Origin of the sequence: Candidatus Oscillochloris fontis, from assembly GCF_004138135.1 — a bacterium.
Classification (GTDB): Bacteria; Chloroflexota; Chloroflexia; order Chloroflexales; family Chloroflexaceae; genus Oscillochloris; species Oscillochloris fontis.
The window spans coordinates 49,166-72,742 of record NZ_RYFD01000007.1 but is presented as its reverse complement, the minus strand read 5'-3'; the positions used below and the strand labels follow the sequence as shown (position 1 = coordinate 72,742).

General features: G+C 59.3%; 22 protein-coding genes. 16 read left to right on the top strand and 6 right to left on the bottom strand.

Annotation, left to right across the window (positions count from 1 at the left end; translation table 11 throughout):
• The first annotated feature begins 22 nt into the window (after positions 1 to 22).
• From ftsZ to EKD03_RS04825, 7 genes are all read left to right on the top strand, one after another.
• A complete protein-coding gene (gene ftsZ / locus EKD03_RS04855; protein WP_129628148.1) occupies positions 23 to 1,216 on the top strand; it encodes a cell division protein FtsZ in 1,194 nt (397 codons plus the stop codon).
• A gap of 838 nt (positions 1,217 to 2,054) precedes the next feature.
• Positions 2,055 to 3,530, top strand: a complete 1,476-nt coding sequence (locus EKD03_RS04850; protein WP_129628146.1) for a class I adenylate-forming enzyme family protein — start codon at positions 2,055 to 2,057, stop codon at positions 3,528 to 3,530.
• Positions 3,531 to 3,673: 143 nt separating this feature from the next.
• Positions 3,674 to 5,653, top strand: a complete 1,980-nt coding sequence (gene asnB / locus EKD03_RS04845; RefSeq protein ID WP_129628144.1) for an asparagine synthase (glutamine-hydrolyzing) — start codon at positions 3,674 to 3,676, stop codon at positions 5,651 to 5,653.
• A gap of 160 nt (positions 5,654 to 5,813) precedes the next feature.
• Positions 5,814 to 6,782, top strand: a complete 969-nt coding sequence (nadE, locus tag EKD03_RS04840) for an NAD(+) synthase (protein ID WP_129628142.1) — start codon at positions 5,814 to 5,816, stop codon at positions 6,780 to 6,782.
• Between the two features lie 95 nt (positions 6,783 to 6,877).
• The gene (locus EKD03_RS04835; RefSeq protein WP_161569180.1) at positions 6,878 to 7,129 is read left to right on the top strand and encodes an acyl carrier protein; all 252 of its coding nucleotides are present in this window, start codon (positions 6,878 to 6,880) and stop codon (positions 7,127 to 7,129) included.
• An 18-nt stretch (positions 7,130 to 7,147) separates the two neighbouring features.
• On the top strand, positions 7,148 to 7,945 hold the full coding sequence (locus EKD03_RS04830; RefSeq protein WP_129628138.1) for a hypothetical protein: 798 nt from the start codon (positions 7,148 to 7,150) through the stop codon (positions 7,943 to 7,945).
• 42 nt (positions 7,946 to 7,987) lie between these two features.
• On the top strand, positions 7,988 to 8,623 hold the full coding sequence (locus tag EKD03_RS04825; protein ID WP_129628136.1) for an acyltransferase: 636 nt from the start codon (positions 7,988 to 7,990) through the stop codon (positions 8,621 to 8,623).
• 64 nt (positions 8,624 to 8,687) lie between these two features.
• Here the strand turns inward: EKD03_RS04825 and EKD03_RS04820 are convergent, their stop codons facing one another.
• Positions 8,688 to 10,109, bottom strand: a complete 1,422-nt coding sequence (locus EKD03_RS04820) for a malic enzyme-like NAD(P)-binding protein (protein WP_129628134.1) — start codon at positions 10,107 to 10,109, stop codon at positions 8,688 to 8,690.
• Positions 10,110 to 10,314: 205 nt separating this feature from the next.
• On the opposite strand from EKD03_RS04820, the gene EKD03_RS04815 reads away from it, so the two are divergent.
• From EKD03_RS04815 to EKD03_RS04785, 7 genes are read left to right on the top strand one after another with little or no spacing between them, the layout of a single operon-like run.
• Positions 10,315 to 11,385 (top strand): NADH-quinone oxidoreductase subunit D-related protein, encoded by a 1,071-nt coding sequence (locus EKD03_RS04815; RefSeq protein ID WP_129628132.1) that lies wholly within the window; start codon positions 10,315 to 10,317, stop codon positions 11,383 to 11,385.
• A gap of 21 nt (positions 11,386 to 11,406) precedes the next feature.
• Positions 11,407 to 13,128, top strand: a complete 1,722-nt coding sequence (locus tag EKD03_RS04810; RefSeq protein ID WP_129628131.1) for a hypothetical protein — start codon at positions 11,407 to 11,409, stop codon at positions 13,126 to 13,128.
• Positions 13,129 to 13,131: 3 nt separating this feature from the next.
• Positions 13,132 to 13,857, top strand: coding sequence for a hypothetical protein (locus EKD03_RS04805; protein ID WP_129628128.1), 726 nt, complete (start codon positions 13,132 to 13,134; stop codon positions 13,855 to 13,857).
• 9 nt (positions 13,858 to 13,866) lie between these two features.
• Positions 13,867 to 15,318: a proton-conducting transporter transmembrane domain-containing protein gene (locus EKD03_RS04800; protein ID WP_129628126.1), complete on the top strand. Its 1,452-nt coding sequence runs from the start codon at positions 13,867 to 13,869 to the stop codon at positions 15,316 to 15,318.
• A gap of 17 nt (positions 15,319 to 15,335) precedes the next feature.
• Entirely contained in the window at positions 15,336 to 16,154 is an 819-nt protein-coding gene (locus tag EKD03_RS04795) for a hypothetical protein (RefSeq protein WP_129628124.1), read from the top strand.
• Positions 16,155 to 16,192: 38 nt separating this feature from the next.
• Positions 16,193 to 17,269, top strand: coding sequence for an ABC transporter ATP-binding protein (locus EKD03_RS04790; protein ID WP_238613394.1), 1,077 nt, complete (start codon positions 16,193 to 16,195; stop codon positions 17,267 to 17,269).
• Positions 17,270 to 17,284: 15 nt separating this feature from the next.
• The gene (locus EKD03_RS04785; protein ID WP_129628122.1) at positions 17,285 to 18,046 is read left to right on the top strand and encodes a hypothetical protein; all 762 of its coding nucleotides are present in this window, start codon (positions 17,285 to 17,287) and stop codon (positions 18,044 to 18,046) included.
• A gap of 20 nt (positions 18,047 to 18,066) precedes the next feature.
• Here EKD03_RS04785 and EKD03_RS04780 read toward each other — a convergent pair whose 3' ends face one another.
• Both EKD03_RS04780 and EKD03_RS04775 read right to left on the bottom strand, forming a co-directional pair.
• Positions 18,067 to 19,827, bottom strand: coding sequence for a peptidoglycan DD-metalloendopeptidase family protein (locus EKD03_RS04780; RefSeq protein ID WP_238613393.1), 1,761 nt, complete (start codon positions 19,825 to 19,827; stop codon positions 18,067 to 18,069).
• Positions 19,828 to 19,932: 105 nt separating this feature from the next.
• Positions 19,933 to 20,868: an ADP-ribosylglycohydrolase family protein gene (locus EKD03_RS04775; protein ID WP_129628120.1), complete on the bottom strand. Its 936-nt coding sequence runs from the start codon at positions 20,866 to 20,868 to the stop codon at positions 19,933 to 19,935.
• A gap of 59 nt (positions 20,869 to 20,927) precedes the next feature.
• On the opposite strand from EKD03_RS04775, the gene moaC reads away from it, so the two are divergent.
• Positions 20,928 to 21,407 (top strand): cyclic pyranopterin monophosphate synthase MoaC, encoded by a 480-nt coding sequence (moaC, locus tag EKD03_RS04770; protein WP_129628118.1) that lies wholly within the window; start codon positions 20,928 to 20,930, stop codon positions 21,405 to 21,407.
• Positions 21,408 to 21,410: 3 nt separating this feature from the next.
• On the opposite strand, the gene EKD03_RS04765 is transcribed toward moaC, so the two are convergent.
• The gene (locus tag EKD03_RS04765; protein WP_129628116.1) at positions 21,411 to 21,731 is read right to left on the bottom strand and encodes a hypothetical protein; all 321 of its coding nucleotides are present in this window, start codon (positions 21,729 to 21,731) and stop codon (positions 21,411 to 21,413) included.
• A gap of 228 nt (positions 21,732 to 21,959) precedes the next feature.
• On the opposite strand from EKD03_RS04765, the gene EKD03_RS04760 reads away from it, so the two are divergent.
• Positions 21,960 to 22,265, top strand: coding sequence for a hypothetical protein (locus EKD03_RS04760; RefSeq protein ID WP_238613392.1), 306 nt, complete (start codon positions 21,960 to 21,962; stop codon positions 22,263 to 22,265).
• On the opposite strand, the gene EKD03_RS04755 is transcribed toward EKD03_RS04760, so the two are convergent.
• Positions 22,262 to 22,513 (bottom strand): tetratricopeptide repeat protein, encoded by a 252-nt coding sequence (locus tag EKD03_RS04755; protein ID WP_238613391.1) that lies wholly within the window; start codon positions 22,511 to 22,513, stop codon positions 22,262 to 22,264. The genes EKD03_RS04760 and EKD03_RS04755 overlap by 4 nt on opposite strands.
• A gap of 5 nt (positions 22,514 to 22,518) precedes the next feature.
• Complete coding sequence (locus EKD03_RS04750; protein WP_129628112.1) at positions 22,519 to 23,538, bottom strand: XdhC family protein; 1,020 nt, start codon at positions 23,536 to 23,538, stop codon at positions 22,519 to 22,521.
• Positions 23,539 to 23,577: the final 39 nt, after the last annotated feature.

The window sequence follows — 23,577 nt, the reverse complement described above, 5'->3', positions numbered from 1 at the left end:
GTCATCACGCAGGAGGACGGATATGGTGGAGCGCAACAATAATTTCAGCTACGAGGACTTCGCCCAGATCAAGGTGGTTGGTGTCGGGGGCGGTGGGAGCAACGCAGTTGATCGTATGATCGCTGACGGTGTGCAGGGCGTGGAGTTCATCACCGTGAACACCGATGTCCAGGCGCTGATGCACTCGCTCGCCCCGGTTCGTATCCGCATTGGTGACAAACTGACACGTGGGTTGGGGAGTGGCGGCAACCCGGTGATCGGGCAGAAGGCGGCTGAGGAGAACCAGGAGGACGTGTACGAGCAGCTCAAGGGTGCGGACATGGTCTTCGTGGCGGCGGGCATGGGTGGTGGTACGGGCACGGGTGCCTCGCCGATCATTGCCGGGGTGGCGCACGATCTGGGCGCACTGACGGTGGGTGTGGTGACGCGGCCCTTCACCTTTGAGGGCAACCATCGCCGCAAGATGGCCGAGCAGGGCATTGAGCAGTTGCGTCCGGTGGTAGACACCCTGATCGTCATTCCCAACGACCGCCTGCTCCAGACAGCCAGCAAAAATACAACCTTTACCCAAGCTTTCCAGATGGCTGATAACGTATTGCGCCAGGGTATTCAGGGCATCTCCGACCTGATCACTCAGCGCGGTCTGATCAATGTAGACTTTGCAGACGTAAAGACGATTATGGCCCAGCAGGGCTCGGCGCTGATGGCGATTGGTATGGGCAGCGGCGATAGCCGCATGGTAGATGCGGTGAACCAGGCGATTGCCAGCCCCTTGCTGGAGGTGAGTATTGACGGAGCGCGAGGCGTCCTCTTCAATGTCACCGGCGGCGAGGATCTGGGTATTTTGGAGGTGTACGAGGCTGCCGATATTGTGGCCAAGCAGGTTGATCCGGATGCTAACATCATCGTGGGGGCGGTGATTGACCCGACCTACCCGCCCGGCGAGGTGAAGGTAACACTGATCGCCACCGGGTTCGACATCTCGCGCCCCGGTGATAACGTGAATATCAAGCGGATGCGCTCGTACCCGACCCAGGCGACGAGCACGGGCCATGCGACAGGGCTGACCGCGCAGCCGACGCGCCCGGCGCAGCCAGCGGCACCGCAGCCACCTGCGCAGTCAACGCCCCCTCCGGCGCGTCCGGCGTCCAACTACAGCAGCAGCGATGATCTGGACATTCCGCCCTTCCTGCGCAATCGGAATCGGGGGAAGTAGGAATTAGGTCACCTCCGGTGGGGGTTCGGGGAGGTTTCGCTGCCCCCGAAGAACTTTTTTCTCTGATGTTGGCGGCGAAGCCGCCAACATCAGAGAAAAAGAGGGTCTGAAGCATCGTTTTTAGGGCGGTAGCCCTAACGTTCATGTGAATGAGCGGCTGTGCCACACTCGTCTCCCCACCGGAGGTGACTTTGCACATGCCCTGATTAAGCTATTCAACCCTATTGACATTGACTAATAGCAAAGCTATAATAGTGCTCCTTTATAATAGGCAGGGGGAATAGTCCCCCTGCCTATTGTCGCCTTGATAAGAGAATACGACGGTGATACGTAGTGTTTTCCCCATATAAGTGTTGATCGAGTACCACCGTTGTGTTGTGGAGTTGTCGCATGAAACCGCGTCGCTGGTATAGCAGCCCAGAGATGAACCCTATGCGTGGGTCGTATGAAGCCCCATTTGCTTCGCATAAACAGCTTAAGTATGCGGCACGTACCTTCCCCCAACAAGGTTCAGTTATCAGATGGATGATGGTCGGGCGACAACCGCAAGAGAAACGGTATCCATCAGAGCCGCTGGTGCCATCCGCCAATGTGGTTGTGAGACGTATTGAAGCTGCCTAGGAACCCAAAAAAGTGAAGGCTGCCTGTGAGGGGCAGCCTTCACTTTTTTTGTTTTGTATTTCTTGTGAAAAAAAACATCTTTAGGTGAGATATTTTTCATTCTCAGATAACAATTTTTGTCTATTGACAATGATATTTCTTGGTACTATGATAGTGTACCTTCAGTGAATTAAATTTCATATTTTCACCATTATTAACCACAACAAAGCCAACACCGATGAACACTGCCGACTACCTGCTGGAGCATAGGGATGATCAGCGCACCGCGCTGATTGATGGGGATCGGACGTATACCTATGCTCAACTACATATACTAGTAGATGTAATGGCAAATGTGTTACAGATGCATGGAATAGGGGTGCAAGATCGGGTGGGAATTTTTGGGGCCAACTCGTGGTTTTGGGTGGTTGCGTATTTGGCAACGCTCAAACTGGGGGCAGTTGCGGTGCCTTTTTCGCCTGCGGTGCGCCCGCCCCAACTGCGGGTGATGCAGCAACGGGTGCAGTGTCGGGTGGTATGTGGCCTTGAGGCGCACCTCAGCCCGCCGGTACGGGCGGTCTTTGCGGATCTCCCGGTGCTCACCCCAACTCTGATCGATGCTGCGGTGCATGCGGGGCCACCCTGGCCCGCGAGTGTCGCCTGTGCTCCTCACGATCTGGCGGCGCTCATGTTGACATCGGGGACAACCGCACAAGCGCGTGCGGTTTGTGTCACTCACGGTAACATACAAGCGAATACAAATTCGATTATTGCATCATTAAACATTGTTTATGATGATCGCATAATGGTGGTCTTACCCTTTCACTACTGCTTTGGTACGTCGCTCTTGCATACCCATTTGCGGATGGGTGCGAGCCTTGTGTTAGCGAGTAACACCATCTTGATCGAAGTGGTGCTGAATGAGATTGAATTCCATCAGTGTACGAGCTTTGCGGGGGTGCCTTCGATCTACCAAATGTTGTTACGCAACTCTACTTTTCCACGGCGCAGCTTAGCGAGTTTACGCACCTTTCAGCAAGCGGGCGGCAAACTTCAGCCGGTTCTGGTCGCCGAATTGGCCAGCCTTCGCCCAGCGGCGCGCATCTTTGTGATGTACGGACAGACCGAGGCTACCGCACGGCTCTCGTGTCTGCCCGCCGATCTGTTGCACAGTAAACTCGGCTCGATTGGGCGCGGCTTGCCAGGGGTGGAATTACGGGTGCTGAACGCGGCGGGCGAGGATGTGCGTCCGGGTGAGGTGGGGCAGATCGTGGCGCGGGGGGCCAACATCACGGCGGGGTACCTAGATGAGCCGGAGGCGACCGCGCTCAGTTTTATTGATGGGGCGCTCCACACCGGTGATATGGCCACGGTGGATGCAGAAGGCTTCATTTTCATCGTTGATCGTCAGAAGGATTTCATCAAGTCGCTCGGTCATCGGGTGAGTAGTTATGAGATCGAGGCGTGTGCGATGGCCTTGCCGCAGGTGGTCGCGGCGGCAGCGATTGGGGTGCCCGATCCGCTGTTGGGCGAGTTGATCCGGCTCTTTGTCACCCTCCAGCCGGGGGCAGATTTGCCTACTGAGGCCATCTTGGATCAGTGTCGGCGCAATCTGCCGCGCTACATGGTGCCGCGTGAGGTGCGGGTACTCGATCAGATGCCGATGAATCAGCAGGGTAAGATCTTGAAGACGGCGTTGCGCGAGATGGAGTGAGCATGTAAGGGTGACTGGTCATACTTGGAGGAAACAGCAGCCGCATGTTGACGCTAAGGTGCAAGGACGCAAAGGTGATAGGGCTCAATAAGACTTTGCGCCTTGGCGTCTTTGCGTCAAAGCCGGTATGAAGGAGGTTGCGGATGTGTGGGATCGCGGGAGCCTTGAACCTCACTGCGGCACGGGGAACGCCACTGCCCGATCTGCATGCTATGCTCACGATGCTCACCCACCGTGGCCCGGAGGAGGCGGGGTTCTATGCTGATGATCGGGTGGGGTTGGCGCACGCACGCCTGAGTATTGTGGGCGTGGGTAATGGACTCCAGCCTATTCCTAACGAAGATGGTACGATCTGGGCGATCTGTAATGGCGAGTTCTTTAACTATGTTGAACTGCGCGACGGCCTGCGCGAGCGGGGCCACCAGTTTCGTACCGATTCGGATACCGAGGTGCTGGTGCATCTGTACGAGGAGCAGGGCTGGCAGGCGATTGAGGCGCTGAATGGCCAGTTTGCGGTGGCCCTCTGGGATGCGCGTCAGCAGCGGCTGATGCTGGGGCGGGATCGTCTGGGGGTACGCCCGCTCTTCTACACCACCTACCAGGGGCAGTTCCTGTTTGCCTCGGAGATCAAGGCGCTCTTTGCGGCGGGTGTACCGCGCCAGTTGGATGCCCACGGTATGGCCCAAGTCTTTACGCTCTGGTCGCCCTTACCGGGGGGCAGCATCATGGCGGGGGTGCGCGAGGTGCTACCGGGCCACGTGCTCTTTGCGCACCCCGGTAGCGCCGAATTACGCCAGCACGCCTACTGGCACCTGCGCTTTCCCGCCGCCGATGAGATCGAGTCGCGCACGCCTGAGGAGTATGTGGAGGAGATCCGCGCTACCTTGCAGCAGGCCACGCGGCTACGGCTGCGCGCCGATGTGCCGGTGGGGGCGTATCTGAGTGGTGGGCTTGATTCGACCCTGATTTCGAGCATTGCACAGGCGCAGTTGCCGCACCAACTGCATACCTTCTCGGTGGCCTTCCACGATGATGCCTATGATGAGCGCAGTTATCAGTTTCAGGTGGCCGAGCAGTTGGGGACGCTGCACCATGTGATCGAGTGTGATGCCGAGCGTATCCGTGCCACCCTGCCCGATGTGCTCTGGCATACCGAGGTGCCGTTGTTGCGGCTCACGCCGGTGGCGATGTACCTGCTCTCGCAACTCGTACATCAGCATGGGCTGAAGGTGATGCTCTCTGGGGAAGGGGCCGATGAGTTTTTTGGTGGCTACGACATCTTCAAGGAGACGCTGGTGCGCCGTTTTTGGGCGCGTCAGCCCGATTCACGTTTGCGCCCGCTGCTCTTGAGCCGCATCTATGAGCATATTCGCGATCTGCAATCGCTCTCGCCGGAGATGCTGCGGCCCTTCTTTGGCCAGCATCTGACTGAGACCGATCTGCCCTACTACAGCCACATGTTGCGTTGGCAGAACACGCGCCGTACCCACCGCCTCTTCGCGCCGGATCTGGTGGCGAGCTTGGCCGATTACCACGTTGTGGATACGATTGCGGTGCAGTTGCCACGCGAGATGATGCAGTGGGAACCACTGGCGCGGGCGCAGTATACCGAGATCACGACCTTCCTCTCGGCCTATCTGCTTGCTTCGCAGGGGGATCGGGTGGGCATGGCGCATGCGGTGGAGTGCCGACACCCCTTCCTTGATCAACATATGGTGGCATTGAGCAACCGTATCCCGGCGCGTTGGAAGCTGCGCGGCTTGCGGGGCGAGAAGTACATTCTGCGCCGGGCGGCGCAGGGCATTGCGCCGGACGAGATCGTCGGGCGGCTCAAACAGCCCTACCGCGCCCCCATCCGCAGCGTCTTTAACGGGCGTGCGCTGCCCGACTATGCCCAGGAGTTGTTGAGTGACCCACAGATCCGCGCCAGTGGTATCTTCGCGCCCCAAGCGGTACGCCTGTTGGTCGCGAAGGCCCAGAAATCGCCCGCTTTCAGTGAGGTGGATCAAATGGCCTTCATTGGGGTACTAACAACACAACTGATCCACCACATGTTCATTGCTGATTGGGATCACCAGATGGCGACGCGGCGGCGCGATCTGCGGATGACCCGTTTGGGGTAAACGCTCTTGAGCGAAGCCCCTTTTTGACGCAAAGGCGCGAAGTCGCAAAGGTTGTGATTGGTCATGTTGTTGAACACTTTGCGTCTTTGCGTCTTTGCGTCAACATAATAACTTCCAGGCGCAGTGTGAACATTTTATTCGGTATAAAGGAGTAGTAACCATGCAGTTTGGAACCCACGTCCTACAACTCGATGTTGAGGCCGAGACCAACCATATTGTAACGGTGATGCGTCAAGTGATTCAGCAGGATTTCCGCCGCCGTGGGGCGGTGGTGGGTTTGAGTGGCGGGATTGACTCGGCGACGGTGTTGGGCTTGGCGGTGCGGGCGTTTGGGGCCGAGCGGGTGTTGGCGGTGATGATGCCGGAGAAGGCGTCCAGCCCGGTGAGTGAGCAGTATGCGCTGCAACTGGCGGAGAAGTATGGGGTGACGGCGATCAAGGAGGATCTGACGGCGGGCTTGGCGGGGCTGAGTTGCTATGCGCGTCAAGATGAGGCGGTGCGTTCGGTCTTCTCGGACTACAACCCCGCAGTGGACAAGATCAAATTGGTATTGCCGGGCGATCTGTTGGAGCGTGGGAGCCTGAACGTCTACTCGCTCAGCCTGACCGGGGCTGATGGGGTTGAGCGACGGCGGGTGCTACCGGTAGCGGCCTACCTCCAGATTGTGGCCGCCTCGAACATGAAGCAGCGTTCGCGGATGCTGATGCTCTACTACCACGCCGAGCAGCGTAACTACGCGGTGATCGGTACCGCCAACCGCAACGAACATGCCCAGGGCTTCTTCGTCAAGTATGGCGATGGTGGGGCCGATATTCAGCCCATCCAGCACCTCTACAAGACCCAGATCTACCAATTGGCCGACTATCTAGGGGTGACGCAGGAGATTATTGATCGCACCCCCACGACCGATACGTATAGTGCCGAGTGCAGCCAGGAAGAATTCTATTTTCGGCTGCCCTTTGAGCAGATGGATCTGATTTGGTATGGCCTGGATCATGACATTCCGGCGGTGGATGTAGCGGTGGCGCTTCAGATCAGCCCGCAGCAGGTGGAGCATGTGTATCGAGATTTGGCCCAGAAGAATCGTTCAACCGAGTATCTGCGTGCCAAGCCGATCATGGTGCGGTAGAGACGCAAAATCTTGCGTCTCTACCGCTTGCGTCTCTACCGCTTGCGTCTCTACCGCACCCGTTGCGACCTCATCATCAATAAAGGAGGACTATTGTGGAGATCAATGAGCGCATCCGCGAATTTGTGGTTGAGAACTGTCTGTTTGGTGACACCAGTGTTGATCTGACCGATGATACCGCGTTGTTGGATAGTGGAATTATCGACTCGACCGGTGTAATCGAGATGGTCTTTTTCATCTCCGAGACCTTTGGCTTGGAGGTTCCGGCGGAGGATATGTTGCCAGAGAACTTCAATTCGATTGCGCGTCTGAGTGCCTATATTGAGCAGCGGATACCAGTAGGCTAGATGACGGGAGATGGGCTGATGTGGCGAATGATGGTGTTGATCGGGCTGGCGTTGCTCATTCTGGCTGGATGTGGTGGGCAGCCGCTGGTGCCGCAAGAGGTAGCAGTGATGGATCTCCAGCGTGTGGCGGGGCAGCGGATCTTCTTTGGCCATCAGTCGGTGGGCTGGAACATCATAACGGGGGTCGAGGCGATCTTGCAACAGCACCCCGATGTGACCATGGCGATCACGACGCCGACGGAGCGCACGGACGATCAGGCGGCAGCCTTCGTGCATACCGAGGTGGGCCAGAACTATGATCCGCTCGCCAAACTGACCGACTTTGACCGTCTCATCCGTGAGGGGCTAGGGGATCAGGTTGAGATCGCCTTCTTCAAGTTCTGCTACGTTGATTTTGATCAGCAGACCGATGTTGAGCAACTCTTCAAGACCTACCAGGCGACGATGGATGCTTTGCAACGTGACTACCCCGACACGACGTTTGTCTATGTCACGACGCCGCTGATGGCTCCTGATCAGGGCGCAAAGGGGTTCCTCAAGGGCATGTTGGGGCGTAATCAGGAGGTGAACGCCAACACCAAGCGTCACCAGTTCAATGAATTGCTGCGGGCGAGCTATGCCGAGAGCGGGGCGCTCTTTGATCTGGCTGCCGTTGAGGCCACGGCGGCTGATGGTACGACATGCACGATGAAGGTGAGTGGCGAGACCGTACCGTGTCTGGTGCGTGCCTATACGGATGATGGGGGCCATCTGAATGACGTGGGGCAGCGGGTGGTGGCGGGCAAGCTGATCGCCTTTTTGGCGACACTTAACTGATGGTAAGGATACTGTTGGCACTACGTTAAAAGGGGGCATGCCGTGGAAAGCTCACTGAATGTGCTTACTGAGCAGGAGCGTGGTAACAAGGTTGCTGATCCCTCGTGGGCGCAGCGAATGGCGCACTATCTGCATGATCAATTCTCGCAGATCCAGCCCAGAGTGATCCTGGCCCGTATGGTATTAGCACCGATCCCGCGCTTCACTTTTGGCCAAGTGCGCGCTGCGGTTCTGCGCGGACTTGGCTTTAAGATCGGACATACAGCGGGCTTCTATGGCATGCCCCGTATCTATGGGCGCGGCAAGATCACGCAGCGGCTCACGATTGGTGAACACTCGTGGATCAATATCAACTGCCACCTGGATCTTAGCCAGAGCATCACGATTGGAAACGGGGTCGGGATTGGCCCAGAGGTTATGATCATGACCGGCACCCACGCGGTTGGCCCGGAGACGGGGCGCGCCGGGGAGTATGACTCCTTCCCGGTGGTGATCGAGGATGGGGCATGGATCGGGGCGCGGGCGACGATCATGCCGGGAGTGCGGATTGGCAAGGGCGCAGTGATCTCGGCGGGCGAGGTGGTCTACCGGGATATTCCGGCCAACACGATTCAGGTTCGGGGCCAGGGGATGGCGATTGAGAAGTGGCAGGCGTTAGCGAAGCAGTCGGGTAGGTAGAGACGCAAAATCTAGTAGAGACGCAAGATTTTGCGTCTCTACGTTACGTCCACCCCATCCTATATCACGAATTGGTCGGAATGTGGGTGCGGCGGGCCACCCCCTCATCAATCGCGGTCTGGGCCACAGCGTGGGCAATCATGGGGACGACGTGGCGGTTGAAGACACTGGGGATGATATACTCCTCGTTCACCTCATCGGGAGGGATGACGGAGGCGAGGGCTTCGGCGGCAGCTAGGCGCATGCCGGAGGTCATCTTGGTGGCGTGGACATCGAGGGCACCCCGGAAGATACCGGGGAAGCAGAGCACGTTATTGATCTGGTTGGGCTGATCGGAGCGACCGGTAGCGACGACGCGCGCATAGTGGCGCAACATATCGGGATCACCTTCGGGGGTGGGGTTGGCTAACGCGAAGATGATCGGGTCGTGATCCATACTTTGCACCATCTCAGGGGTGAGGATATTGCCCTGGGAGACCCCGATAAAGACATCGGCCCCAGCCATTGCGGTAGCCAGATCGCCGCTGCGGCGGTCGCGGTTGGTCTGCGAGGCGATGATGCGCTGCATGGGTGTCTGGCGGGCGTCATCGCCACTAAGGATGATCCCATAGCGATCAACCGGGGTGACATCACCGATTCCGGCTTCGAGTAGGGCGCGGATGATCGCGGTACCGGCAGCGCCGACCCCATTGACGACCGCACGTACATCTTTGATTGGCTTGCCGACAATCCGTAGCGCGTTGCGCAGGGCGGCCAGCACCACTACCGCCGTCCCGTGCTGATCGTCGTGCATGACTGGAATATCGAGGCTCTCGTGCAGGCGACCCTCGACGATGAAGCAGCTTGGAGAGGCAATATCTTCCAGGTTAATCCCGCCGAAACTGGGGGTGAGCTGTTCGACCGTCTGAATAATAATGTCAGGGTTCTGTGAACGTAGACAGATCGGGACGGCATCAATATCGGCCAGTTCCTTGAAGAGAATGGCCTTGCCCTCCATCACTGGCATTGCGGCTTCGGGGCCAAGATTGCCGAGGCCCAAGATGGCGCTGCCATCGCTCACCACCGCCACGCTATTGCGCTTCCAGGTATAGGTGAACGCTTTGCTGAGATCATCACCGATAGCCTTACAGACACGTGCGACACCGGGGGTATAGGCAATCGAGAGATCATCACGGGTCTTCAGCGGCACCCGACTCTGCACCGCCAGTTTCCCGCCGATATGGGCGAGCAGAACACGGTCGCTCACCCGAATGACACGCACCCCAGGGGTGGTGTTGATCGCGCCCACCAGGCGTTCGCCATGGTTTTCATCCTGAACCCGCACAGTAATATCGCGCACCACGCAATTGCGTTCAGCGCGAACAATATCAACGGCCCCAATATCGCCGCCGTGGTCACCAATAATGGTGGTGATACGACCGAGCATTCCGGGCTGGTTCTGGATTTCGCAGCGCAGAGTGAGAGTATAGGCCACTCCGGCGGACATGGGAATCCCTTTCATCAGATTGAGAGGCCACAGCGTGGCCCTTGCCCATGCATGGTACCACAGGTTTTGCGGCGGGTGGTATGGTATAATTGGCGTTGAGAAGCGAAAGCCAGCGGGTAGGTGGCAGGATTCTGGTTCCTCATATGAATGCTACGGGTTCTGATACCCCTTGCTTGTGGCTTCCTACTTCCTTGTGGAGATATGCGTGACATATATTTTGTCGCTTGAACCGGCTGTAGCGGCATGGCGTGGCCCGCAACGGCTCGTATTGAAGGTGGTGGCTGAGCAGATTACCGATGTTGAATATCGGCTCGATCTGCCCCTCCGTTCACGTTCCGTGAGCAAGCTCTCTCCGATTCAGGAGGTGGCCCAGAGTTGCCCCACCTGTAGCCAAGCCCACAGTCTTGCTTTTGCGCTGGCTGTCGAGTCGCTCTTGGGAGTCAGTCTGCCCTTACGCGCCTCACGGGTACGCCTCGTGGCTGCCGAATGTGAGCGTGCCATCTCACACCTGACGACTCTGGAAGCGATCTTCGCACTCATGGGCATTGCCACCACCGCCGCAACCCTGGCCGAGTTACGAACACGCCTGAGCCAGGGCTTAGCGCAGTTGGTAGGCAACGTCGCCGAGGGGGTTCTGGTGGTACCGGGGGGCATCCGGCGCGACCCGACGGCGGCCGATTGTGCTGATCTGCGCAGCCTGATGGCTGGATTGAGTGACGCGATCTTCCGGCTGACGGATCGGGTGATTGATCAGCGCCTGATTCTGGCGCGCACGGTGGCGGTGGGTAGCCTGAGTGAGACCGCAGCGGCGCAATTTCGCCTGAGTGGCCCGTTGGCGCGGGCTTCGGGGCTGAAGACCGATGTGCGTCTGGATGCGCCCTATGGGGCGTATGCGGCGCTTGCGCCCCAGATGATTGTGCAGGCGAGTGGCGATGTCTACTCGCGCTTGGTGCTCTTGTTGCTCGAAGTGTTGGAGAGCCTGAAACTGAGTGACCGAGCGCTCGACAATCTGCCTGATGGGGCGGTGATGGTTGAACTTCCCAACAGCCTGCCGGTGGCGCAGGCCGAGGCGACAGTCGAAGCCCCACGCGGGGCGTTGCGCTACCGGGTGGAGGGAGATGCCAAGGGCGAACTGAACTACTGGGTCGAAGTGGCTCCGCAGTTTGATCGCCTCTTGGCGCGCACCCTTCTGCTCCAGGCGGCTCCCGATGATGCGCTGCTGATTGCGCTTTCCACTGACCCGTGCAGTGCGTGTCAGGCGTTACGTGATGCGTAGCGCAAGAGATCTGAAAGACCTATGCTAGTTATCGTCGTCATTCTATTACTGATCGTCGCGGCGGCCTGTGTCGGGCTGAGCCGTTTGGTGCCCACCCGCCAACTCGGCTTGGGGGTAGCGGCACTCTTGGGTCTGAGCGGCCTCTTGATGTTCCTCTTCCCGACCGCCTTACCCGATCTGGTCTTCCCGACCTATCAGGTTGGTTCGGCCACCTTCGAGGTAGCGGGGCAGGTGCCAGCCGGATACGTCGCGTTGGTCGTGGCGCTGCTATGGGGGGCGGGGTTGGCATTGGCGGCATTAGCGGCGGCGATTGCGCCCAAGGTGCGCGACTTTGGCGGCATCTTTGGCTGGGCCAGTTTGGCAACGGCGGCGACCCTGTTGGTGCAAGCGGCTCCGCCCTTCTCGATGTTTACCCCCTTGGCCTGGGCGGTGGTGGTGATGTCTAGCTATGCTGCGTTGCGTTCAACCGGGACAGTGGTGGAGCCGAATGGCTTGCCCCGTGGGTTGGCGCTGGGCTTGCTGGCGAGTGGGCTATTGCTGGGTGCGCTGCTGGGCGCACGGGCGGCACTGGCGGATGGTGAACTCCCGGCCCCTGGTCTGGCTTTAGCGATCCTCTTGGCGGTACTGGCGATCACTGGAGTGGCCCCGTTGGGCATGGCGCGTGACGAGGCGGTAACGGCCCCGGCTCCGCTGGGGGCGTTGATCTATGGCCTCCTGTTCCCCATGTTGGGCCTGGGCTATCTATTGCGCTTGGTTGATGCGCTGCCCAATCTGCCTACTAGTTGGGCGATGACGATGGTCGGTGTGGGGGCGTTGGGCAGCATCGCAAGCGCAGCGGCGGCATATGGTGAACGGCGCTTACACCCATTGCTGGGTTGGGTGAGTAGTACCCAAGCCAGCCTCGTGGTGATCGCGGCGGGCCTGAGTGGCCCATTCGCCACGTTGGCTGGCCCGGCGTTGCTGCTCAACCTGATGCTGGCCACGATTGCGGCGGCGGCGGCGGTGGTCGATCTCGAACGTAATACGGGCAGCGACACCTTTGCGGAGACGGAGCCGGGGCCGCGCTTAAAGTGGAGTGGCACGCTCTGGATCGGGGCTTCCTTGGCAGCGGTGGGCCTCCCTCCTCTGTGGGGGTTCTGGGGACGTTCGTGGCTCTTCGAGGCATTGTTGGCGCAGGCGGCGTGGGCGATGCCGCTGGTGGTGGTGGGGCATGCCTTGTTAGGTCTGGCCCTGCTGCTGCCCCTGGCGCGTTTCTGGCCCGCTCCTGGCCTGCGCAGCCGTCCGCCGGCCTCCGGGCGCTTTGATCCGCTGTCGGGGATGGTGGTGTTGCTCCCACTGCTGATCTTTGGCTTGGCCCCCCAAGTGGCGTGGCAAGCATGGTTACACCTGCTTCCCGCTGCCCCTGAGAGCTTGCCGATCAGTGTCACTGTTCAGGTGGCAACCTTGGTGATCGGCCTGTTGATCGCGGGCGGGGTATGGTTGTTCATGCGTTTACCTGTGGTACGTGACATTGTGTGTGATCCTGAAGAGGCACCGGTACAACTCGCGGCTGACGGGTTGGCGCAGAGTCTGCGTCCCTTCGCTTGGTTCGGGCGTACTGATGCGCTATTTGGATGGCTGTGGAATGGGATGCTGGCGGCAAGTCGCCTGCTCCAGATGGTCATGTCGGTCTTTGAACAGCGCTATTACCTGTTGGGGGTTCTGATGGCGTTGCTCACCGTCATGCTGTTGATGGCACAATAAGCTATGGATATAAACTGGTTCCTGATTGGGCTAGGGGTGACGGCAGCCGTGGTGCTGCTCTTTCGTGATTGGCGTCTGACGATCACTGCGCTGCTGCTCAACTATATCATCCGTGCGCTCTTTATGTTTGAACAACAGTCGGTGTTGGCCAACGCGAGCGTCTTGGCTCAAATCGGGACGTTGGTTGCCGTGAAGGTGATCACGGGGGTTGCGGTGACGGCGATCCTGGCGATTACGGCGCTCACCTTCTCGCGGGACTATGGTCTTGAGGCGCTGGATGAGTTTGGTTTATCGGAGTTGCGCCGTGCTGCTCGCGCTGCTCAGCGCCAACGCGCTACCGATCCGTTCCATCTGAGTGATTATGTGGTGCCGTTTTGGGCCGGGGTGTTGGCGCTCTTTGCGAGTGCCACGCTACCGTGGGTCTATGCGATTGCGCCTACCCCAGCCGCCGATTTTGCGTGGTACTGGCTGCTGCTCACGGGAGTCTTTACCATCGCCACAGCGAGTGATCTGCTCAAGATCGGCTTGGGGCTGTTGCTGTGTGCGAGTGGTGTGGATGTGCTCTATACGATTGTGGTCAGTACGCCTAACGCGAGTGGATTGAATATCTTCCCGATGGCCTTGCTGAGCCACCTGCACATTCTGTTGGCGTTGGCCATCGCCTATCTGAGTGGCCTGCTCTATGGGCGGCTCAAGACCCTTGATTTGAATGAACTCTACAAGCGCTAGCGTATAGATATGCTCTACCTTTTGCTCATCTTTTTTCCGATCACAATGGCACTAAGTACCTTTGTGTTACGGAAGAATAGTGGTCAGGTGATCTTTGTCGGCTTGGGCACGGTGATCACACTGATGCTGGTGGCGACCCAGATCCCGCTCGATGATCCGACGCGCTTTCTGGGGATCACTATGATGCTCAGTTCGCTCAACCGGATGTTCATGCTGCTCTTTTTGGCGATTAGTGGCTTTGCCTTTGTGGCGGCATGGCACTTACCCCATGGTGAAAACTTTATTCCCGCCGTCTTGCTGCTGCTGAGCGAGGTGTGTGCGGTACTGCTCTTGCAGAACACCTTCCTAACCACCCTACTGCTCGGCCTGACTGGGCTGAGTGCGGTGTTGGCGATTGTGGATCTCCCGGTGGATACGGGGAGTCTGGTGGGGACACGCACGATTGCGGCGGCGCTGAAGTATATGGTGTTGATGGTGCTTGCGGCCATCCTGATGTATATCGCGTTTGTGCTGACCGACATCTTCCGCCCCGGCGAGCTACCGGGGCGGATTTCGCTGGTGCGCTTCATTTTGGCGTTGCTAGCGGTGAGCTTTGCGCTGCGGATGGCGCTCATCCCCTTCCACGCCTGGTTGGTTGATCTGATGGAGCATGCCTCGCTGTTGGTGGTGGTGATCGTGGTAACGCTACTCAATACGAGCAGTATGCTGGTGTTGTTGCTGGTCTTTCAGAGCTTCCCAACGCTCCTGGTCGAGAATGAAGGCCCGCTGATGGTGTTGCGGATGGGGGCATTGTTCAGCGCCGTGCTGGGGGCGGGGATGGCATTGGGCGGCGACTCGCTGCGGCGCAGTATGGCCTATCTCATCCTCTACGATGGCGGGATGGTCTTTTATGGTTTGGCCTCGGTATCGAGCCTGGGGCTGGCCGGGGCGGTGTTTGGAGCCTTAAACCAGACCCTGGCGGTCGTGCTATTACTGGTCAGTTTGGCGTTGCTTGAGCGCCCCGATGGGCGTCCGCCGGGGGTGGTGCGGCGCGATCTGCTTCGGCGCTGGCCGGTGGCGGGGGCGGGGTTTCTGGCGGGTGGCTTGGCATTGATCGGGATGCCGCCCTTGGGTGGGGCGATGAGTCGGCTGCTGATCTATCAAGCCGCCGCCGAGCAGAGTTGGGTCGAATTGTTGGTCTTGTTGGGCGCGACACTGTTGGCGGGGTTGGCGTTAGCGCGGATGGCGCAGGAGCGGTTGCTCGGCCCCGGCGAGGATGAGGCGGCGCCTGAGCCATTGATGCTAGGCGAGACCGAACTGGATCGGCCAGCGCCACGGCGCTTGGCCCCAGAGCCAACCAGTGCTGCCGCGTTGACGATAACCCTGGTCTTGATCTGTTTAGCGATTGGCCTCTATCCGGGTCCGTTATTGGCCAATATTGATGGGGTTATCCGCGAGTTGGCCTTTATTCGGGCGTTATAGGCAGGAGGCAGGCGAAGATGGATCGTATCCTGGTTCTTGTCGCGGGGTTGGCCTACCCCGGCTTGCTGTTCGCAATAGGCTTGGGGATGCTCTACCGGCGCGTGCTGGGAGGAGCGGCGGGGAGCATGCATCTCGGTGAAGCGCTGCGTTCGCGGGAGGGTCTGGCGTGTCTCGTGGGGATGGTTGCGGCGGGGGTGGGGTTAGCGGGCTTCCCATGGCCCTACCACCCAGCGCGGGCGATCCATGGGTGGGTGTGGAGTTGGGCGGCTATGGAGATCGCCTTTCTGCTGCCACTCGCCTCGGCACTAGGGGCGGGCGTTCCCAAAGTGGTGCGCGCCGCAGCGCGACGGGCGCAGATCGGGGTCTTTGGGCGCACATTCCTCTGGCTCGCACTGGGCAGTGCGCTCACTGTTCATGACACCTGGAGCTTGGCGGCCCTTCCCACTCACCTGTTGGCTCTGGCAACGGCGGTGGTGGGCTTCCCGCTTGCAGTGGGCTGGGGGCCATTTGACGACGAGGTCAGCCTGAATGGATCGGGGCTTGATGCTGGCCTACCCCTAGCGTTGCGCCACCTCAGTACCCTAGCGCGCGATGTGGCCAGTGCCGCCCTCTTGGCAATCATGCTCTTGGCTGTGCTGCCGACGGGGATTGTACCGCCTTGGCTGGCACTCATCCAGATTCTGGCGGCCTTTGTGGTAGTCGCGATGATCCTACGGCGATTTGCGGGGCGGCTACCACGTTTACCGTTGGCTACTAGCCTGCGGATTGGCTGGGCCTATGCGGCCCCACTCGCGGGGGCAGCGTGCGTGGCGCTGTTGTTGGTGCTTGCGGCCTGATCGGTGCCGTCGCTTGCCTTGAAGACATGGAGTAGCTCGTGAGCAGAGAGAACGACGTGGTGATTGAGATTGACGATCTCTCCAAGTCGTATGGCCACCACGAAGTGTTGCGTGGACTGAGCTTGCGTGTTGAGGCAGGCGAGGTGTACGGATTACTGGGGCCAAACGGGGCGGGTAAATCAACGCTGCTCCACCTGCTGCTGGGCTTTCTCAAGCCCACTGCTGGGCATGTACGAGTCTTGGGGAGTAGCAATCTCGAACGGATGCGGGCGCAGATTGGCTATATCCCCGAACGGCAGCGCTACCACACCCGCTACACAGCGCGTGAATATCTACGCTTTATGGGCGAAATGAACGGGCTGTATGGGAGTGCATTAAGCAACCGACTCGATGAGTTGATCATTTTGGTTGATCTTGAAGCCGATGCCAACCGTATGTTGAGCACCTTCTCCAAGGGGATGCTCCAGCGGTTGGGGGTGGCACAGGCGCTGCTGGGTGATCCCAACCTGTTGCTGATTGACGAGCCAACCAGTGGCCTTGATCCGGTTGGTCAACGGGCGGTACTTGATCTGCTGGCCAGCCTGCGTGACCGTGGCCATACGGTCTTTTTGTGTACCCACTACCTGCACGAGATCGAATACTTGTGTGATCGGGTCGGGGTATTGGCGCGGGGCCAGATTGCTGCTGAAGCGTGGGTGCATGATCTGCGAATTCCGAGCAGTAACGTGATGATCGAGGTAGATCGGCTGGAGCCAGAATTACGTACCCAGCTTCAGACGCTCAGTATGGGGATCACCTGTGAGCCGCGCATCATCCAGATTCGGCAGAATACGCCCCAATTGCAGACCGAGGTATTGCAGCTTTTGATCAATGCGGGCGTGGCGATCCTCTCTTTGGCTCCACTTGAGAGTCCGCTCGAACAGTTTTACAGCCAGGCTGTGCAAACGCGGATTCAGATGCAGCACGCTGGTAGTACAGACGATGCGGGCTTGTCAACAACTGCGCATGAATCTATGCCAGTTGCTCGTCCGACAGGTGAGGGTGAGACGCTGCTGAATGAATTATTACGGCGGAATTCTGGTTCGGCGAATGGTGAGACGAATAAGCCTGAATAGGAGGAGAGCGGAGATATGCGCAGCCTACGCTTCACTGGCTTTATGCTGTTGGAATATATCCGCTCAGGCCGAGTGGCGTTGGAGATCATCGCCACGCTGGTGGTCTTTTTCGTCTTTTTGCGCCGAGTGGGAATCAGCATGAACGCGGAGTACTTCTTTAGCGTGACGGGGGTGTATGCACCCATCTTGACGCTCTACACCACAGCGGCCTTTATTGGCCTAGGGGATCGTCCGCAGGGCTATGTGTTGCTTGCACACGGGATGAGTCGAACCAGTTACCTACTGGGCATCTTTGGGAGTGCCTTCAGCATTGTTGCCGGTTCCTATGGCATTCTTTCGGTGATGGCCGCACTCTTCAACCGTCCGCTGGATCTGAATATCTTCGGGTGGATGTTGGGTACGTTACCCTTATTGTTGAATATTGCCCTACTGGCGGCATTGATGCTGATGCTCTCGCCACTCGTCTTTCCGAGTGCGTGGCGTTTGACGGTACTGGGCTTGATTGCCTTAGCTTTTTCGAGCAACTTCATTGGTGGGCCGATTTTCGAGTCGTTACCGTCACTGGTACGGGCCATCTTGCGCGCCGTGCAGGCGGTGTTGGGGGGGCCATTGGTGCCCGCCTTCTACGGCTTTCAGCTTACTGTAACCCGTGATTATAGCTCGATGACTGCGGTGGCGAACATCCTGGCCCAGGTTTCGTTATTGATCGCCTTGTTGGGATTGGCGATCTATTCGTTTTCGCGGCGCGATTTGATGTTTAGTGATGGGGCGCCGTAGCGACGCAATATTTTGCGTCGCTACGGCCTCACCGGCACAAACGCGATAGCATCAATCCAGACCCCGCGACGCAGATCGCCAGTGAGGCTTCCACTTATCACCAGCGCCTTGGTGGGGGTGAAATCGTAGGTACCGAGGTCGGCCCACCAATTGCGGGCATCCTCGGCGTTGAGCGTAGCGAGGCTCTCGCCGTCGCGGTGGCGAATGAGGTAGCGTTGCTCGCGGGACTCATCGAGGCCGTTGAGGGCGTAGGGGATGTAGGCGAGGACGCGGTAGCGCCCGGCGCTGGGCAGTTGAGGCCGCCATGCCGCCACGAGGGGTGGGGCCAAGGCGGCGCTGCGCCAGGGTTGGGTGTTGCTGCCGGGGAAACTGCTGGCGCTATAGCGCGAACCGCCCGCATAGCCCACCTCATTGAGCAACCAATCACCACTACTACTGAAGCCGGGGCCAGCATCATCCACCACCACCACCCCGGCGGCGGGTGGGCCACACGGCGAAGGCGCGTCGGCCCAGAGCCAGACACTCACCTGCCCAGCGGCCTGGGTAGCCCAGGGATCAGGGTTGGTTCCACACCAGCCATAGGGGTCAACATCGCGGCCCAGGTACTGCACCTGGAAGTGGAGATGGGCACCATTGGCACAGCCACTATCCCCGGCGATCCCGATCTGTTCCCCGGCGGCCACCTGCTGACCAGCCTCGACACTGATGCGATGCAGGTGCCAATAGAGGGTTCGGTAGCCGTTCCCGTGGTCAATGATCACCGCCTTGGCAGGTGTGGGGCAGCCATCGTCGGAGTTTCCGGCGAAGGTGACGTTGCCTGCGGCAGCAGCCAGGATCGCATCGGGCGGCCCCATCGCATAATCCCAGCCGGTATGGCCATCATAGGCAAAGGCGATATCGGTCTCGTGACGACCCCAGAAGGTATCTATACCGCCATTTTCACGCAAGAAGGGCGCGTCATGGTCGAAGAAGGATGTAACTGGAAAGATCGTCGTCATGGGTTGCACCATAAATGGCTGGGCCAACGCGGGCCAATCGGTGGGTGGCTCACGTGGATCGCCGAAGATGCGCGCATAGGTATTGAGCAGCCCTTCGAGTCGCGAGCCTAACCCACCGGGGTTGGTGGTGGGGGCGAGGACGCGGGCCAGGACATAGCGACTGAAGGCGATATCGGCACTTACTGGTTGGCGGGTACCATCGGCGAAGACGAGGGGTGGCGGCGGGTCGTTGGGGTTGCGCAGGGTATACTCGCGCATAGCGGCGCGGATCTCACGGGCAGCCCAGCGCAGTTGGCTATAGATACCGCGTCGGTTGCCGCCATCACCCTGGTAGCCCATAGCCCAGGCCAGATTGTCGTTGGTTCCGGCATTTAACAGGCCCGCGTGGTAGTGCATGAGCGCCAGCAGCAACTTGGGGTTAATACTATAGAGGCTGGAGAGCCCCACGAGGACATCGGTGAAGCGTTGGGAGCGCTCACCCACCTGGATACGCACCGTGGCCAGGGGGCTACCGCGCTCCTCCAGCAACGCCTGGATCTCCGGCGTACTGAAGTTATGGGCATAATTGAGGCGTTGTGGGTCAAAGAGCGCATCACGCGGGATGGGGATTGCGGTGGGAGGTATGGGGGTCGGTATGAGACTAGCCGCCTCGGTCGGTATAGCCGACGGGGTTGGCAGACTAGTTGGGGGTAATAGTGTTGGGCTGGGGCTTGGTGGCGGCGGTGGGGTGGCGCATGCTGTAAGAGCCACCGCGAGAACCAGTGCCAGCAGGGTGATCTTCATAGAGAGACTCGTAGGGGCGAAGCATCGCCCACCATGTGATTGAGGCTAACTGACAGGATTGGGGCGATGCTTCGCCCCTACAGGATTGGGGGCGATGCTTCGCCCCTACAGGAATCCGGTGCGACGCGCTCCCAATGCAGCTAGGTCATCCGCGAGGGCGACGATTTCATCGGCGCGGAGCAGGACACTACGCCATGCGGCGGGGATGGCTTCAAGGCCATAGAAGGCACCGCCGATCTGGCCATAGATCGCGCCAGTGGTATCGGAATCTTGGCCCAGATTGACGGCTAGGATCGCACCGGAGGCAAAGTCGTGGCTATGGTAGAAGGCCCACAGCGCCGCTTCGAGCGCCGCCGTCACATAGCCAAGCCCCTGGATTGTAGGCGGCATGGCATGCTGGTAGCTGCCCTGGGCCACCTTGGCGACCCCGGCCTCAAGGGCGAGATCATTACCCAAACTGGTATCGAAGAGATCGGCTTTGCTGGCCCCGGCCAGGGCGCGCCAGATCAGGCGGGCATAGAGACGGCAAGCATCAATGGCAGCGGGGGCGGCGTGGGTTACTCGCGATTGATGACCGGCCCAGGTGATGGCCTCAGCCTCATTGGCAGCGGCCAGGACGACCGGCACCATTCGCATCAGCGAGCCATTCCCGGCGGTATTGGGGCTTGGATTGCCCGCATAGGGCTGATTGGTCATCTGGTAGGTTTGGAGGGCGGCACGGGTAGCATTGCCAATATCGAAACAGCGCCCGGTAGAGCTATTCTCACCATTGCGCCACCAGCGCACATAGCGTTCGATCTGATCACGCGGATCAAAATCGCCAACAGCGACCAGACTCTGGCCCAAACAGAGCGCCATACTGGTATCATCCGTCCAGAACCCTGCGGGGAGATTAAACGGGCCACCGCCGACGATCTGCGTCACCTGGGGGGTGAAGGGATCGAGGGGGCCAGTAAACTCCAGGGTTGTACCGAGGGCATCGCCAATAGCGAGGCCCAGTAAAGCACCTCGGTGGTGGTCGGAGGGATGGGGATGGCTCATGGGAGAACTCCAACGTATGGCGGTTACGCGGCCCTATTGTAGCACGAGGAGGGCATGGTATGGACGAGGGGTTGAACCACCTAGACGCAGAGGGACGGGCGTGGATGGTGGATGTGGGAGGGAAGGCGGAGACGGAGCGCGAGGCGATTGCGCGGGGGCGGGTGCGGATGCATGCGGCGACGCTGGATCTGATCATGGGAGGTGGCTTACCCAAGGGGGATGTGGTGGCAGTAGCGCGGGTGGCGGGGATTATGGCGGCCAAGCGCACCCCAGAACTGATCCCGCTCTGCCATACGCTGCTGTTGACCCATGTGAGCCTCGACATCCATGCGGCGGGTGACGGGAGCGGATTGGAGATCGAGGCCACCGTGCGCTGCCGGGGCCAGACGGGGGTGGAGATGGAGGCATTGACGGCGGTGAGTGTGGCGGCGCTGACGATCTACGACATGGCCAAGGCGGTAGATCGGGAGATGCGGATCGGTGAGATTCGCCTCGTGGCCAAGCATGGCGGGCGCAGTGGGCCTATCGTGTTGGAGTAGCATCTAGTTTGGGGAATCGGCTTCAAGTGCCTGGCGCAATTGGGCCACTTCAGCCGAGATCGCATCGGTACGGTACATATTGCGCAGCACCGTCTCTTCGAGCACATCGCGCCAACGGCGCAGATCGCGCAGGCGGTGGGCGATGCGTTCATCGTTGCTGCGTTCATAGTCCTCTGCCAGATTGGCGATCTGCTGCTCCAACTCGGCGAGTGTCCAGGAGACATCGGCGAGTTCGGCGTTGGCACTCTTATAGCGGCTCAGTTGCTCCTGGTACTGTTGACGTAATTGTGTATAGTGATCCGTTTCTGATTTTCCTGGTTTCATGTGCTACCCCATCCCATGAACAATGTTTGGGTTTAGGATAGCATAGGTTGGTGAGCGACTGGGCTAGATCCACGAAGTTGTTTGGCGGCGTAGCCGCCAAACAACACCAAAAAAGATCTTCGGGGGCGGCGTAGCCGCCCCGCACCCCCACCGGAGGTGACTTGACACTGAACAAACGTTCTTTTATACTGTATAAACATCCGTTGAATAGTATCGAAGGGGCAGGTTATGAGTCCACCATTTCTCATGTGGTATGACGACAACCCCAAACTCACCGTAGCGCACAAGATCGAGGATGCCATCGGGGCGTATCGCAACCGTTTCCCGAAGACCGCACCGACGCTGGTACTGGTGAATGAGGCGGAGGTGATCGAAGTAGCGGGAATTGAGGTACGGGGTATGACAACCGTACACCGCAACACCGTATGGGTTGGGTTGGATCGTGAGGATGCCTCAGCGGAGGTGCCGCTACCTGCTGCAAGCCCCCCGCCATCAAGCGTATCTAAGCCGCAGCGGCGCAAGGGCCAGACCTAAACCTGATTGTCGAGTACTGCCAAGCCATAGCGCGCGTGGGTATTGTTGGGGTCAAGGGCGAGGACATTCTCAAGGGCGGTACGCTGGTCTTCGGGATCATCAACCGCACCGCTGAGCCAGAGCCATGCTTCGGGGATGCCTTCGTCCTCACTGACCACGCGCAGCAACAAGTCGCGGGCGCGGTCTTTATCGCCTTGGCTGAGCGCAAGGGCTCCTTCGTAGAGCCATGTTGCAAGTTGCTTATTCATGGCGGTCAACACCTTTCTTGTTGCACTTTCACGATCTGAGCTAAGATGCTGAGGGCGATCTCTTCGGGGCGCTTACCACCAAGAGGCATGCCAATTGGGGCATAGATACGGGCGAGTTGGTCTTCGGTGAAGCCTTCTTGGCGCAAGCGGGCGAGGCGTTTGGTATGGGTCTTGTTACTCCCCAATGCACCGATATAGCGTGCGGGTGAGTCCAAGGCCACGCGGAGTGCGGGATCGTCGAGTTTGGGGTCATGAGTAAGCACTGCCAGACAACTCCGCGCATCGAGGCGACCGGGCAGCACCTCATCGGGCCACGCGACGAGGAGTTCATGGGCGTGGGGGAAGCGTTCGCGGTTGGCGAAGCTGGCGCGGGGATCAACGATCACGGTATGGAAGCCGAGTACCTGTGCCAGAGTGTCGAGGCTGATAGCGATATGGACGGCACCGATCAGAAAGAGGCGTGGCGCAGGTGCAAAACTTTCGATCAGGAAGCTGCACGCCAGATCGGGGTACTCAACTACCTTGGTGATCGCGTGGGTGAGGAGCGTCTGGGCATCGCGGCTGACCCGTTGTTCCAACGTGGGATCACCGAGATTTCCGTGGGCGATTCCAGCGGGGGTGATGAGCAGTTTGCGGCCAAGGTGTGGGCCGGTGATGCGGGTTGCCGTTGCGATGGGGTATTCGGTCGTGAGGGCGTGGCGGATCGCCGCATAGTGGGTGAGTGGTTCAACAAGAATATCTATCTCGCCACCACAGGCCAAGCCAAGTGCCCAGGCATCTTCATCGGCAACTCCGATATGGAGCAGGCGTGGTTGATCGTTGACGAGAGATGTCTGGCATGCCTCGATCACTGCGCCCTCGACGCACCCACCACTCACTGATCCGGCCAGAGATTGAGCGGAGGAGACGATCAGTTTGGCTCCCACCGGGCGGGGTGAGGAACCCATGGTACGCACGACCGTTGCCGAGGCAATCGCTTCGCCGCGTGCCAGCCAGTCGTCAATGTGGGGAATCAACTCCTGCATACCAACCTCCTAACCTCTATTATACCTGCTGGTTGGGTC